This window comes from Buttiauxella sp. WJP83, assembly GCF_027594725.1.
Classification (GTDB): Bacteria; Pseudomonadota; Gammaproteobacteria; order Enterobacterales; family Enterobacteriaceae; genus Buttiauxella; species Buttiauxella selenatireducens.
This window is the reverse complement of sequence record NZ_CP110080.1, coordinates 2,228,491-2,241,576: the sequence shown is the minus strand read 5'-3', so window position 1 is coordinate 2,241,576 and position 13,086 is coordinate 2,228,491. Positions and strand designations below refer to the sequence as shown.

At 52.9% G+C, this 13,086-nt stretch carries 14 protein-coding genes; 2 read left to right on the top strand and 12 right to left on the bottom strand.

What is annotated here, in order from left to right; translation table 11 throughout:
• Positions 1–13: 13 nt before the first annotated feature.
• From patD to ydcS, 5 genes are read right to left on the bottom strand one after another with little or no spacing between them, the layout of a single operon-like run.
• Entirely contained in the window at positions 14–1,438 is a 1,425-nt protein-coding gene (patD, locus tag OH773_RS10430; protein WP_270145477.1) for an aminobutyraldehyde dehydrogenase, read from the bottom strand.
• Between the two features lie 18 nt (positions 1,439–1,456).
• A complete protein-coding gene (locus OH773_RS10425; RefSeq protein ID WP_270145474.1) occupies positions 1,457–2,263 on the bottom strand; it encodes an ABC transporter permease in 807 nt (268 codons plus the stop codon).
• Positions 2,253–3,191: an ABC transporter permease gene (locus OH773_RS10420; protein ID WP_270145472.1), complete on the bottom strand. Its 939-nt coding sequence runs from the start codon at positions 3,189–3,191 to the stop codon at positions 2,253–2,255. The genes OH773_RS10425 and OH773_RS10420 overlap by 11 nt, the downstream gene beginning before the upstream one ends.
• A gap of 7 nt (positions 3,192–3,198) precedes the next feature.
• Positions 3,199–4,224 (bottom strand): ABC transporter ATP-binding protein, encoded by a 1,026-nt coding sequence (locus OH773_RS10415; protein WP_270145469.1) that lies wholly within the window; start codon positions 4,222–4,224, stop codon positions 3,199–3,201.
• Between the two features lie 13 nt (positions 4,225–4,237).
• Positions 4,238–5,383 carry a putative ABC transporter substrate-binding protein YdcS gene (ydcS, locus tag OH773_RS10410; RefSeq protein ID WP_270145461.1) on the bottom strand — a complete coding sequence of 382 codons (1,146 nt, stop codon included), beginning with the start codon at positions 5,381–5,383 and terminating at the stop codon, positions 4,238–4,240.
• A gap of 300 nt (positions 5,384–5,683) precedes the next feature.
• Here ydcS and OH773_RS10405 point away from each other — a divergent pair, with 300 nt between their 5' ends.
• Together OH773_RS10405 and OH773_RS10400 are read left to right on the top strand one after the other, a co-directional pair.
• On the top strand, positions 5,684–6,070 hold the full coding sequence (locus OH773_RS10405; RefSeq protein WP_270145459.1) for a VOC family protein: 387 nt from the start codon (positions 5,684–5,686) through the stop codon (positions 6,068–6,070).
• A 45-nt stretch (positions 6,071–6,115) separates the two neighbouring features.
• Positions 6,116–6,544: a TOBE domain-containing protein gene (locus OH773_RS10400; RefSeq protein ID WP_270145457.1), complete on the top strand. Its 429-nt coding sequence runs from the start codon at positions 6,116–6,118 to the stop codon at positions 6,542–6,544.
• 70 nt (positions 6,545–6,614) lie between these two features.
• On the opposite strand, the gene benD is transcribed toward OH773_RS10400, so the two are convergent.
• The 7 genes from benD to OH773_RS10365 all read right to left on the bottom strand — a co-directional run bounded on the left by benD (position 6,615) and on the right by OH773_RS10365 (position 12,807).
• Positions 6,615–7,388: a benzoate diol dehydrogenase BenD gene (gene benD, locus OH773_RS10395; RefSeq protein ID WP_270145454.1), complete on the bottom strand. Its 774-nt coding sequence runs from the start codon at positions 7,386–7,388 to the stop codon at positions 6,615–6,617.
• A gap of 9 nt (positions 7,389–7,397) precedes the next feature.
• Positions 7,398–8,426 (bottom strand): benzoate 1,2-dioxygenase electron transfer component BenC, encoded by a 1,029-nt coding sequence (gene benC / locus OH773_RS10390; protein ID WP_270145452.1) that lies wholly within the window; start codon positions 8,424–8,426, stop codon positions 7,398–7,400.
• 14 nt (positions 8,427–8,440) lie between these two features.
• Positions 8,441–8,929 (bottom strand): benzoate 1,2-dioxygenase small subunit, encoded by a 489-nt coding sequence (gene benB, locus OH773_RS10385; RefSeq protein WP_270145450.1) that lies wholly within the window; start codon positions 8,927–8,929, stop codon positions 8,441–8,443.
• On the bottom strand, positions 8,926–10,311 hold the full coding sequence (locus tag OH773_RS10380) for a Rieske 2Fe-2S domain-containing protein (RefSeq protein WP_270145448.1): 1,386 nt from the start codon (positions 10,309–10,311) through the stop codon (positions 8,926–8,928). Before OH773_RS10380 ends, benB begins: the two co-directional genes overlap by 4 nt.
• A gap of 82 nt (positions 10,312–10,393) precedes the next feature.
• On the bottom strand, positions 10,394–11,320 hold the full coding sequence (gene catA / locus OH773_RS10375) for a catechol 1,2-dioxygenase (RefSeq protein WP_270145445.1): 927 nt from the start codon (positions 11,318–11,320) through the stop codon (positions 10,394–10,396).
• A 67-nt stretch (positions 11,321–11,387) separates the two neighbouring features.
• Positions 11,388–11,678: a muconolactone Delta-isomerase gene (gene catC, locus OH773_RS10370; protein WP_270145443.1), complete on the bottom strand. Its 291-nt coding sequence runs from the start codon at positions 11,676–11,678 to the stop codon at positions 11,388–11,390.
• Between the two features lie 10 nt (positions 11,679–11,688).
• On the bottom strand, positions 11,689–12,807 hold the full coding sequence (locus OH773_RS10365; RefSeq protein ID WP_270145441.1) for a muconate cycloisomerase family protein: 1,119 nt from the start codon (positions 12,805–12,807) through the stop codon (positions 11,689–11,691).
• Positions 12,808–13,086: the final 279 nt, after the last annotated feature.

Genomic DNA, 13,086 nt, shown 5'->3' with positions numbered 1-13,086 from the left:
TACTTTCAATACGCTAATGCTTAATCATCACATGCCGAATCACGGTGTAATCTTCCAGGCCGAACAGCGACATGTCTTTGCCATAGCCTGAGAGTTTTTGCCCGCCGTGTGGCATTTCGCTCACCAACATGAAATGGGTATTCACCCACGTACAGCCATACTGTAAACGAGCGCTGAGGCGATGGGCGCGGCCTACATCTTTTGTCCAGACGGAAGACGCCAGGCCGTAGCTGGAATCGTTAGCCCAGCCCAACACCTGCTCTTCGTCATCAAACACCGTGACGCTGACAACCGGGCCAAACACCTCTTTCTGCACGATGTCATCTTCCTGCTTCGCACCCGCAAGCAGCGTTGGCTGGAAGTAATATCCTGCCCCTTCTACTTTGGCACCACCCGTCACCACTTTGACATGTGGTAGCGCTTTGGCGGCGTTCACCGCGTTGCTGACACGCTCAAGGTGTGCGGCAGAACTCAACGGCCCGAGTTCGGTGGACTCCTCTTCAGGTGCACCGTATTTCAGGCTACTGACCGCTTCACCCAGTTTCTCAACGAGTTTGTCGTAAATTCCTTTTTGCGCGTAGATCCGACATGCCGCGGTGCAGTCTTGCCCGGCGTTGTAATAACCAAAAGTACGCACACCTTCGACCACCGCATCAAGGTCTGCATCATCAAAGACAATCACCGGTGCTTTACCGCCCAACTCCATATGGGTGCGTTTAATCGACGGTGCGGTATGGCTGATAATATGTTCGCCAGTCGCAATCGAGCCGGTTAACGATACCATGCGCACCTTTGTATGACCGGTCAGCACATCACCGACCGTCTGCCCACGCCCAAACAGCACGTTAATTACACCTGCCGGGAAAATATCTTTCGCCAGTTCTGCGAGTTTAAAGGCCGTAAGCGGCGTGATTTCGGACGGTTTAATCACAACGCAGTTCCCGGCGGCAAGTGCCGGGCCGAGTTTCCAGGCCGCCATCATCAACGGGTAGTTCCACGGGGCGATCGACGCCACCACGCCAACGGGATCGCGGCGGATCATCGACGTATGGCCACTGAGATATTCCCCCGCAGCCAGCCCATTCAGGCAACGACTGGCACCCGCAAAGAAGCGGAACACATCCACCACAGCCGGAATTTCATCATTCAGCACGCAATGGAATGGCTTCCCACAGTTAAGGGATTCAAGGCGGGCAAACTCATCACTATGCTGTTCGATAACGTCAGCCAGTTTTAGCAGATGTTCCGCACGCTCTTTCGGGGTAGTTTGCCCCCAGGTAGCGAAGGCGTTATCCGCAGCCAGTACTGCGTCATTAACCTGGCTCGGCGTGGCTTCGGCAATCTCGAGCAGCACTTCTCCCGTTGCCGGATTCCAGACCGGCAATTTCTCGCCCTGGCCGTCCACTAATTGGCCGTTAATTAATAATTTGTTTTGCATAGTGATACCTTCTCAACGTTATTTACCGCTGCCCGCAACTTCATCGCCGCCACGGCTCAGCCAGTACGCCCCTAAAATCGGAATGGTGGTCATCAGCATCACCATTAACGCCACCACATTAGTCACCGGCACTTCACGCGGCCGCCCAAGTTGGTTGAGTAACCACAAGGGCAGCGTGCGCTCATGTCCGGCCGTAAAGGTGGTGACAATAATTTCATCAAATGACAGCGCGAACGCCAGCATGCCCCCGGCTAATAACGCCGACCCCAGATTGGGTAAAATGACGTAGCGGAAGGTCTGCCAGCCGTCGGCCCCCAAATCCATCGACGCTTCAATCAGGCTGTATGAGGTACGACGGAAACGGGCTATAACGTTGTTAAACACAATCACGACGCAAAATGTGGCATGGCCGACCACAATGGTCAGAAAACCTGGCTCAAAGTTCATCATCTTGAACGCCGTTAATAACGCGATACCCGTAATAATTCCCGGTAATGCGATGGGTAACAGCAGTAGCAATGAGATGGCGTTTTTGCCAAAGAATTCTCGTCGCCATAATGCGGTGGCGGCAAGAGTGCCAAGTATCAACGCAAGTAGTGTTGCCAGCGCGGCGATTTTAAGTGACAACGTCACAGCGTCGAGAATATCCCCTCGCGACGCTGCCACGCTGAACCAGTGCAGCGTCAGCCCTTTGGGAGGAAAACTGAAAGCCGCCTCTTCGGTGTTAAACGCGTAAAGCGCAATGATCAGCAGCGGGAAATGCAGGAAGATGACCCCGCCCCAGGCCGCAATTTTGAGTAATAACGGTGCGCGTTCAGAGTGCATCGAAAGCCCCCAGTCGTTTCACCAGTGAAAGATAAATGGCGATCAGAACAATCGGCACCAGCGTAAACGCGGCAGCCATCGGCATATTGCCAATCGCCCCCTGTTGGGAATACACCATATTGCCAATGAAGTATCCCGGCGGGCCCACCAGTTGCGGCACAATAAAATCACCGAGTGTCAGGGAAAAGGTGAACACTGAACCGGCAGCCACACCCGGAATCGCCAGAGGCAAAATCACATGACGGAAGGTCTGAGCCGGGCGCGCGCCTAAATCCGCCGACGCCTGTAACAATGACGGAGGTAAACGTTCGAGCGCGGCCTGAATCGGCAGGATCATGAACGGCAGCCAGATGTAGAGAAACACCAGAAAGCGCCCAAATCCGGAAGTAGAAAGCGTATTGCCACCGACGGCCGGAATGGTCAGCATCAGATTTAGCAGCGGCTCCAGCCCCATATTTTGCAGGAACCATTGCGCCACACCGTCGCGTGAGAGCAGCAATGTCCAGGCATACGCCTTAACAATGTAGCTGGCCCACATCGGCAGCATCACGGCGATATAGAAAAACGCTTTAAGCTTGCCGCTGGTGTAACGCGCCATAAAGTACGCCATCGGAAATGCCAACACCGCACTGGCGAGCGTCACTGCAATCGCCATTGTCAGGGTGCGCAGGATGATGTCGTAATTCGCCGGATTAAACAGAGCTGCAATGTTGGCGAACGTCAGGTCCGGCGTGACCGACATCGTGAAATCATCGAAGGTGTAAAACCCTTGCCACAGCAGCGTCAGTAATGAACCAAGGTAAATGACGCCAAACCACAGCAGTGGCGGCAACAGTAATAAGGCCAGCCAGAATCCCGGGCGTTGCCACAAGAACGTGGCAACGCGCCGCATCAGGCGGTTGTCAGCATGGGAGGCAGGAAGACTCATATCCATTTCATCCTTCCCCCTGCAGTGCAACCATCGCCGCACGGGGCCAAACTGCGGTGACCTGCTGGCCGATTTGATAGCGTTCTTCGCTGATAACACGTTGCGGGTTCGCCTCACTGACCAACAGCTTTTCACCACCGGCAAGGCGCAGTTCAAATCGCGTCGCCGCACCTTGATAGTGGATTTCCTGGATCATGCCGTTGACGCGAATTTCATGACCCTGACTCGGTTGATCACTCAGAACGATATGTTCAGGGCGCAGGGAAAATAACGTTTCCTCCCCGCACACTTTGCCGGAAAGCGCGGGTTGCAGCACGTTTGAGGTGCCCACGAAGCTTGCGACAAACGCCGTGCGCGGCTTCATATACAGCTGGCGTGGTGTATCAACCTGTTCGATACGTCCGTTATTGAACACCGCCACACGGTCGGACATCGACAACGCTTCACTTTGGTCATGGGTGACGAAAATAAAGGTGATCCCAAGTTCACGCTGGAGGTTCTTCAGCTCGCCCTGCATCTGCTCGCGAAGTTTAAGATCCAACGCACCAAGGGGTTCATCGAGCAACAACACGCGTGGGCGATTCACCAGTGCACGGGCTAACGCCACTCGCTGGCGCTGCCCCCCTGAAAGCTGTGACGGTTTGCGGGCGTGAACAAAACCCAGAGCCACGCGCTCAAGCGCTTCCTGCGCTTTGGCGAGCCGCGTTTTTTTATCCACACCTTTCACCATCAACCCATAAGCAACGTTTTCCAGTACCGTCATATGCGGGAACAGTGCGTAATCCTGGAAAACGGTGTTGACGTCGCGTTGATAAGGCGGCACGTCTTGTGCCGGTTTACCAAAAATCGCGATTTCGCCGGAAGTGACCTGTTCAAAACCGGCGATCAAACGTAAGCAGGTGGTTTTGCCCGAGCCAGATGGCCCGAGCATGGAGAAAAACTCCCCGTCTTCAATATCAATCGAGACATTATCGACGGCTCGCACATCACCATACAGGCGCGAGACGTTATGAAACTGCACAGCGTACGACATAACTCCTCCAGGCTTAACGGCCACCCATAATTGCGATGTAATCCTGTGTCCAGCGACTGTACGGCACGAATTTACCGCCTTCGGCGATTGGCGTTTTCCAGAACACGATCTTATCGAAGTAATTAAAGCCGTTGGTTTCGCAGCCTTTGTCTCCCAGTAACGTACTGGCTTTACACCCTTCAACTACCGCTGGTAGAGAGCCAAACCACGCCGCCACATCACCCTGAACTTTCGGTGTCAGCGAGTGGTTCATCCATTTGTAGGCGCAGTTCATGTGTTTCGCATCAGCGTGGAGCATGGTGGTATCCGCCCAACCTGTGACCCCCTCTTTAGGGAATACCGTGCCAATCGGCTGGCCTTCACCTTTCAGGGCGTTGGCCTGATACGGCCAGGCGCTGGACGCCACCACACCTTCGTTTTTGAAGTCGCTCATCTGAACGGTGGTGTCATGCCAGTAGCGGTGAATCAGGCCGTGTTGATCGCGCAACACTTTCAGCACCGCCTGATATTGTTCTTCCGTTAATTGATACGGGTCGTCAATGCCCAACTGCGGTTGTGTGGCTTTCACGAACAGCGCGGCATCGGCGATGTAGATTGGCCCGTCATAGGCCTGTACGCGGCCCTGGTTGGTTTTACCGTCAGGTAAGTTTTGTTTGACGAACACCACACTCCAGCTGTCTGGAGGCGTTGGGAAGGTTTTGGTGTTGTACATCAGCAGGTTTGGTCCCCACTGATACGGCGTGCCGTACACTTTGCCATCGACGTTAAACCACGAGCCTTTCACCAGCCGCGGATCGACGTTTTTCCAGTTTGGGATCAGTGCTGTGTTAATTGGCTGCACGCGTTTGCCCATAATCAGGCGTAACGAAGCGTCACCCGAAGCGGTAACCAGGTCATAACCGCCCTTCGCCATCAAGCTGACCATTTCGTCAGACGTAGCGGCAGTTTTTACGTTGACCTTACAGCCGGTTTCTTTTTCGAAATCGGTTACCCAGTTATACGCTTTGTCGGTATCGCCGCGCTCGATGTAACCCGGCCAGGCAATAATATCGAGTTGCCCTTCACCCGCGCCGAGTTTGTCCGGAAGCCCTGCCGCCTGTGCTGAAAGCACGGTCAAACAGAGTGTGGAGAGAGACCATATAGCCTGTTTTGTACGCATTGCTGCTACTCCTGTCTGAAGATAAAGGCGGCACACCATGGGATATCAGTGCCGAAAGTGGAAAAAATCCCCGTATAAAAACAATAGTCTGCGGCTATATACCAGACAGGGCGGCGGCAAGAAATTTCACCAGGTTGTGATATACCGCGCAGTAAAGAACGACTTCGTGGCACCTGAGGGCGAGCACCTGCGATACCATAACCGGACATTTTTTTAGTGTAGACAGCGTGTAAATGCGCTGGTGGTGCCACCAGTCAAATTTACTCAATTATCGAAATTTCATATGGATGGAGGTAAAAAATGCAGGTTGCTCATATTGCCCTGTGGACCAATAACCTCGAGGATGCTTGTGCTTTTTGGCGCGAGCATTTCAACGCGCATGTTGGGGAGGCTTACCACTCGAAGCGTCGTGAAGGTTTTATCTCCCATTTTGTGACGCTCGCGAGTGGCCCAGCACTGGAGTTGATGACGTTGCCAGGCCTTGTCGACAAACCCGCTCGTGAAGATAACCGCACCGGCTGGGCGCATATTGCGATTAGCCTCGGTTCTGTCGAAGCAGTCGATAAATTGGTTGCCAGCCTTAAGCCGCTGGGTGCGCTGGTTCACGAAGCGCGTTGGACGGGTGACGGATTCTACGAAGCCGTGATTTCAGACCCAGACGGTAATCTGATTGAAATCACTTCGTGATGTTCTACGATTAACTCGCACTTTAAATAATACGCTGGAGAACAAATGACTATTTCCGCACGAAACCAACTTACCGGCACGGTAAGCCATATCGCTGATGGCGCGGTCAATGACGAAGTTGAATTGACGCTCAATGGTGGCGGTAAGCTGGTGGCAGTTGTGACCCGCTCAAGCCGGGAAGCATTAGGGCTGAAACCCGGTAAAGAAGCGATTGCGCTGATCAAAGCGCCGTGGGTCATGCTGGCAACAGAAGATTGTGGTTACCAGTTTTCTGCTCGTAACCAATTCGCAGGTAGCGTGCTTTCTTTGCTGCGCGGCGCGGTAAATACCACTGTGAATATTACGATTGATGGTGGCAGCGAATTAACGTCGGTTATCACCAATGAAGCCGCCGATGAAATGGCCCTGAAAAATGGCAGCCGTTTAATTGCCTTGATCAAAGCGTCTTCCGTATTGCTGGCCGTGAAAAAGTAAAACCATCAGGGCCCGCTAGCGGCCCTGAGTTTCTATTAATCGCAAATCTGATAAAGAATGACGGGTATAGTTACCCTAAATCACCTCCACCAACCGGCAGAATAGTCCCCGTGATATAGCTGGCGTCGTCGCTTGCCAGAAATAAGATTGCGTTCGCCTGCTCAACCAGTGTCCCATAGCGGTGCATCAGGCTGCTGTCTTTGGTTTGGTCGACAACTTGTTGATACCACAGCTGTTCTTGTTCGCTGGCTTGCTCATGGTTACGCGGCGTCAGGCGGGCTGGCGCTTCTGTGCCTCCTGGTGCAGTGGCGTTAATACGGATCCCACTGCCGGTGTACTCCATTGCCAGGGATTGTGTAATGGCGTTCACTCCACCTTTTGCCGCGGAATACGGCACGCGGTTAACCCCGCGCGTCGCCACTGAGGAAACATTCACAATGGCACCGCGCTGCTGTTTGAGCATATACGGTAGCACCGCTCGGCATCCCCAAAGTGTCGGGAAAAGCGAGCGGCGAATCTCCGCTTCAATTTGTTCCGGCTGATATTCTGCATACGGTCGCGCCCAGATGGTGCCACCCACGTTGTTTACCAGAATATCCAGTTGGCCAAAATGTTGATGTGCCTGGGCAATGGCGTGTTCCGTACTCTCCCATTGTTCCAGGTCGGCTTCCAGCGCCAGCACGTTGCTGCCCTGTTGGCGCAGGTTTTCAGCCAATTCAAAAACGTATTGCGCCCGGTCGATTAACACCAGACGCGCCCCCTCGCGAGCCATTTGCTCTGCGACCTGGCGGCCGATACCTTGCGCCGCACCGGTGATGACGGCCACTTTGTTCTGGAATCGCATCTTTTCTCCTTATGCAGCCGCAGACTGCTCGGCTGTCTTACCTGGGGCAAATTTTTCATAATGGAAGCTGGCAGGTGTTATCTGGCGTTCCTGTAACGTCCGTAATACCGCATCAACCATCGGCGGCGGGCCACAAAGATAAACATCCACGTCGCCATCATTGAGCAACGCATCGTTAAAGTGATCGGTAACGAACCCTTTTTGGGCGCAGGCCGATCCCGCATCGGTGACCACGGGGAGCCAGCTGAAATTCGGCAACCGTTGCGCCAGTTCATCCAGCGCATCGGTCATCACAAGATCGTTCTCTTTTGTGACGCCGTATAACAGCGTAATCGGTTGATTAACTGGACTTTTCGCCAGTTTTTTCAGCATCGCGAGGAATGGCGCAAGGCCCGTGCCGCCTGCCAGCATGACTATCGGTCGCTGCACGGGGCGTAAATAGAAACTGCCCATCGGGCCAGTCAGCGTCAGCGGTTCTCCCGCTTTAGCGTGCTGTAATAACCAGGTGCTCATCAGGCCGTCCGGCACATTGCGAATCAGGAAACTGGCGTGGGTATCGCCGGGTAACGAACTGAACGAGTATGCACGTACTTGCGCGGTGCCTGGCACCTGGATATTCACATATTGCCCGGGTAAGAAGTCGATACCCTTTTCTGGCTCAACCACCAGTTCAATGGCGCTGGATGACAGTGTGCTACTGCGGATGACGGTAGCCTGAAAGCTGCCGATCCCAGTTTTGCACGCCGATGCGGGTACCGGCACGTCTATCACGCAGTCAGATTGTGGAACCATTTGGCAGGTCAACACCTGGCGCTGTTGGTTCTCTTCTTCGGACAGCGCTTCTTCGAGGAAATCCTCGCCTAACGCGTATTCTCCGCTGGCACAGTGGCACTTACAGGTTCCGCATACCCCATCGGAGCAGTCCATCGGCAGATTCACTTTCTGACGATACGCGGCATCGAGGATCTTCTCGCCTGTGTTGCAGCTAATAAAACGCGTGACCCCATCTTCAAAGTTGAGGGCGATATTAAAACTCATAGCGATACCTCTTCTCAGACGTGATAGATGTCGATAACCTGGCGGATATAGTCATTATTTAGCTGAATGGTTTTGCGGGTGATCTGCGGCAGGCCGTCGGTCTGTTGCAGCGTACAAAAAGTGGTGCCAAAGAAATAACCGCTTTGTTGGTAACGATGGCTATGCGTCACCCAGTTGTAGCGCACGTCAACGCAGTCACCGTGGCTGCCGATAATCTCGATATTGCTCAGCATATGCGTGGTGCGTGGTTCTGGTGTGCTGGCTCCGGAACGCTCGGTCTTGATGCGATAGACGCGATCTTCAAGACCGTCTCGGCTCGGGTAGTAAATCAAAGAAATCTGGCTCTGCGGATCGGTGGTGAGCTTGTCGTCATCACCCCAGGCTGGCATCCAGTACACCACTTTTGGGCTGTAACAGCTTAACCATTCGTCCCACTGGCGGTCGTCAAGCAGGCGAGCTTCGTAGTAGAGAAATTGGCTGATGGCATGAATATCCAGACTCATGATGCTACCTCCACGCGCTGAGTGATTGAGGCATCAAATTGGCTTTGCTCTTTTTCGATAGCCGCCAGCATGGTTTGTTGCCAGTGGTGGTGATGGGCGATGTAAAGCGCTTCGTCTTCTGAGCGGATCCCGCTGATTTGTGGCGTGAATCCCGACTGCTGCGCGTGTTCATCCGGGCCATAAACCCAGTGGGTTGCGCCACGGCTTAAATCACTCCACTCCAGATTTTGCGCCATGTAGCCCTGTTGGCAGGAACGGAACTCTTCCAGATCGTCAGGCGTACCCATACCACTCACGTTAAAGAAATCTTCGTACTGGCGAATGCGCGTGGCGCGTGTCGCAGCACTTTCCCCCTTCGGCGCAAAGCAGTAAATCGTCACCTCAGTTTTATCAACGGCAAGTGGGCGGATCACACGGATTTGCGTAGAGAATTGGTCCATCAGGTAGACGTTTGGATACAGACACAAATTGCGGGTTTCGTTGACCATCAAATCAGCACGCTTTTCGCCAAACTGGGCTTTCAGCCGCTCGGTTTCGGCAAATACCGGGCGCACTTCTGGGTTCAGTGCCCGCGTCCACAGCAGCATGTGGCCATGTTCAAAACCGTAACCTCCGCCGACGCTTTTCGACCAACCGTTAGCATCCACGGAATGTGTCCCTTCGGCTTCATAATTTCGTCGCGACATCGTCGACGCATAGTTCCAGTGCACGACGCTAACGTGATAACCGTCCGCGCCGTTTTCAGCGCCGAGTTTCCAGTTGCCTTCATAGATGTAGCTGGATGAGCCCTGCAACACTTCCAGCCCGTTCGGTGCCTGATCAACAATCAAATCAATAATTTTGCGCGTTTCGCCGAGGTAATCCTCAAGCGGCAGCACATCGTCAGACAAGCTGCCAAACAGGAAGCCGCGATATGACTCAAAACGAGGCAGTTTTTTTAGGTCGTGGGAGCCATCTTGCTTAAAGGACTCGGGATAGCCACCGACACTTTCATCCTTGGCTTTTAACAGCTTACCGTTGTTGCTGAACGTCCAGCCGTGGAATGGGCAGGTAAACGAGTTTTTATTACCCGCTTTTCGGCGGCATAACATTGCCCCTCGATGGGCGCAGCTATTAATTAAACCGTGCAGTTCATTCTTTTTATCGCGCGTAATAACCACCGGTTGTCTACCCAGCGTCAGGGTAAAATAATCTCCAGCTTCAGGAATTTGGCTTTCATGTGCCAGATAAACCCAATTGCCCTCGAAGATATGTTTCATTTCCAGTTCAAATAACTGCTCATCAATAAATACATTGCGATTACAGCGATAAATGTCATTCTCACGATCAACAACCAAGGCATTGCTGATTTTGTTTTTAATCGTATCCAGTGTTTTTTGCATAACGCGACCTCCCGTTGAGGATAACTTTATTTGCAGGCAACTATTAGCATTTAAATAATGCCAGCTTGCGCTGGCATATTGGTTATTCTTTGGCGCGGAGTCTGGTAATACGAGATTCTTCTTCAGCGGAATGGGCCGGGCAAATAGTAAAGTCAAATTTAACTTCAGTATGTTCGCCGCTTAAATTACGCGCTTTAATCGTTTGCGGATCGTTAATGGTCACCGGTTCGGCAATTAATCCATCACGGGTAGCGAAAGCAAAATCATCCCACAGATATTTATCCCCGTTAAGGTTAATTTGGCTGGTGAGATGCTTGTGGCCTGGTGCGGATACGAAGAAGTGAATATGTGCCGGGCGATTTCCGTGGCGGCCGAGACGGGTGAGCAGCTTCTGCGTTGGGCCATCTGGTGGGCAACCATAGCCTGATGGAACGATACTTTGCACGCTGTAATGCCCGTCACTGCCGGTTTTGATACGGCGGCGCAGGTTGTATTCGCCCTGGCTTGGGTCGAAGAAGGAGTAATTCCCCAGAGTGTTGGCATGCCAGATATCCACAATCGCATTGGCGACCGGATTGCCTTTGGTGTCACGCACGGTGCCATACAGCCACATCGTTTTGCCGTTATCTTTCCCGTCATCCATGCGGGTGTGGCCTTCAGCTAGCGGAGCATTAGCAACGTACAACGGCCCTTCGATGGTGCGAGGTGTGCCTGACTCAAGCTGCGCCTTTGCGTCCAGCGCGTCCTGGCGTAAATCCAGATAGTGCTCCAGACCCAGACCCGCCGCTAATAACGCAGCCTCCTGGCGACCACCCAATTCATGCAGATAATTCGCTGCATGCCAGAACTCTTCTTCGGTTATATTAAAATCTTCAATGAGTGTACAGATATTTTCCAGCAGGCGGTGAACGATATTTTTAAAACGCTCATCACCTTCTGGTCCATTCAGACCAGCGCTTTCTCTTAATAAAGCTTGTACTTCGGGCAGGCGAACAAAGTGAGTTGTCATAATTATTGTCTCATTGCTTACTTGTAGGGAGCCATGCCCGAAGAGGCATGGCGCAGGTTATTTTTTATTATTTGTCGTCATTGCGAATTGATGATGGATGGCGACACAACGCATCGACTTTAATATCCATATACGGATAAAGCGGCAAACCCATTAATAGATTATGTAATTCTTCGGCGTCCTTAACATCAAAGATACTGACATTGGAATATAACCCAGCCACACGCCAGATATGACGCCACTTGCCTTCTTGCTGTAACTGCTGTGAATACGCTTTTTCTTTGGCTTTAATTTCAGCGGCAGTTTCCACTGGCATATCAAGTGGAATATTTACCGTCATTTCAACTTTAAATAACATTCAAATCTCCTTATGCCTTACGGCGATAATACGCTAACTTATCTTCATCAAGCGTCACACCAAGCCCTGGGGTTTGTGGCAAGGTCACCCCACAGTTGGCGAAATGCAGCGGCTTTTCCACAATATCGTCTTTGAGCAACAGCGGGCCGAACATCTCGGTTCCCCACGCCAGTGGCAACGTAGACCAGGCATGCAACGAAGCCACCGTGCCAATCGTGCCTTCCAGCATCGTGCCGCCGTACAATCCAATACCTGCGGCCTGCGCCACGTTTGCCAGTCGCAACACGCTTGCCGGGCCACCGGATTTAGCAATTTTCAACGCATATGCGCCCGTAAATCCACGACGCGCAATATCAAACCCATCCTCGCTGCTCGCCACCGCTTCATCCGCCAGAATGGCTGCGTTTCCACGGTGACTCAAACGCACCAGACTTTCGCGATCGTTCGCGGCAACGGGCTGTTCAATTAAGTCAATGCCCATCGCGTCAAGTTCTGCACAACCGCGCACCGCCTGGCTGGCATCCCACACCTGGTTAACATCAACGCGGATACTGGCCTGCGATCCGAGGGCTTCAACGATCGCGCGGGTATGTTGCAGATCGGTGCGTAAGTCTCGTGCGCCTATTTTCAGCTTAAAGGCGTTGTGTCGCCCTTCTGCCAGCAACTTTTCACCTTCAGCAATGTCTTTTGCGGTATCGCCGCTTGCCAGCGTCCACAGCACCGGCAGTTGCGAAGTGAGCGCTCCGCCCAGCAATGCGCTCACCGGTAACCCAAGGGCTTTTCCCTGGGCATCCAACAGCGCAGTTTCGATGGCAGATTTGGCGAACGTATTGCCGCGCACGCATTTATTCATCAGCGCGACCAGGCTATTGACGTTATCCGCAGGCTGGCCTTTGAGTAACGGGGCAAGATAAGTATCAATGGCCGATTTGATCCCTTCCGGGCTTTCAACGCCATAGCTCAGCCCGCCAATGGTGGTCGCTTCTCCCAAGCCGATAATCCCGTCGGAGCGCGTCAGGCGCAAGATAACCAGCGTCTGGCAGCCCATGGTGGTCATCGAGAGTTTGTGTGGCCGAATCGTTGGCAGGTCAACAATCAGGCTTTCGAGATGTTCGATTGTGGCGCTCATATTCTTCCCGTCGGCGCAGCAGTTACGCCTTTATTTTTAAAGATGTTTGCCGGTGTAATCCCCTGCAAACAAAACGGTGTTTTCTGACAATAGGAGTTACCCCACCGTAGCGTCAACGGCGTTAATCGAATTGTTGTGCGATTATCGACGTGTTTCACTTATATGGCAGAGTTTTGTGATCGTGGTGGAATATTCCACACATTGTCCGGGGCAACATTGCCGGACAACCGGGCTTAGCTCATTCTGATGACCATTCAGAGCGGCTGGAGGGGAAACATA

Bases quoted from the DNA above. Each gene is read 5' to 3' on its own strand.
- OH773_RS10380 (WP_270145448.1), bottom strand. From the start codon at position 10,311: ATGCAAAAAACACTGGATACGATTAAAAACAAAATCAGCAATGCCTTG.
- benB (WP_270145450.1), bottom strand. From the start codon at position 8,929: ATGAGTCTGGATATTCATGCCATCAGCCAATTTCTCTACTACGAAGCT.
- OH773_RS10365 (WP_270145441.1), bottom strand. From the start codon at position 12,807: ATGAGCGCCACAATCGAACATCTCGAAAGCCTGATTGTTGACCTGCCA.
- benD (WP_270145454.1), bottom strand. From the start codon at position 7,388: ATGCGATTCCAGAACAAAGTGGCCGTCATCACCGGTGCGGCGCAAGGT.
- OH773_RS10400 (WP_270145457.1), top strand. From the start codon at position 6,116: ATGACTATTTCCGCACGAAACCAACTTACCGGCACGGTAAGCCATATC.
- catA (WP_270145445.1), bottom strand. From the start codon at position 11,320: ATGACAACTCACTTTGTTCGCCTGCCCGAAGTACAAGCTTTATTAAGA.
- patD (WP_270145477.1), bottom strand. From the start codon at position 1,438: ATGCAAAACAAATTATTAATTAACGGCCAATTAGTGGACGGCCAGGGC.
- OH773_RS10405 (WP_270145459.1), top strand. From the start codon at position 5,684: ATGCAGGTTGCTCATATTGCCCTGTGGACCAATAACCTCGAGGATGCT.
- OH773_RS10415 (WP_270145469.1), bottom strand. From the start codon at position 4,224: ATGTCGTACGCTGTGCAGTTTCATAACGTCTCGCGCCTGTATGGTGAT.
- OH773_RS10420 (WP_270145472.1), bottom strand. From the start codon at position 3,191: ATGAGTCTTCCTGCCTCCCATGCTGACAACCGCCTGATGCGGCGCGTT.
- benC (WP_270145452.1), bottom strand. From the start codon at position 8,426: ATGAGTTTTAATATCGCCCTCAACTTTGAAGATGGGGTCACGCGTTTT.
- catC (WP_270145443.1), bottom strand. From the start codon at position 11,678: ATGTTATTTAAAGTTGAAATGACGGTAAATATTCCACTTGATATGCCA.
- OH773_RS10425 (WP_270145474.1), bottom strand. From the start codon at position 2,263: ATGCACTCTGAACGCGCACCGTTATTACTCAAAATTGCGGCCTGGGGC.
- ydcS (WP_270145461.1), bottom strand. From the start codon at position 5,383: ATGCGTACAAAACAGGCTATATGGTCTCTCTCCACACTCTGTTTGACC.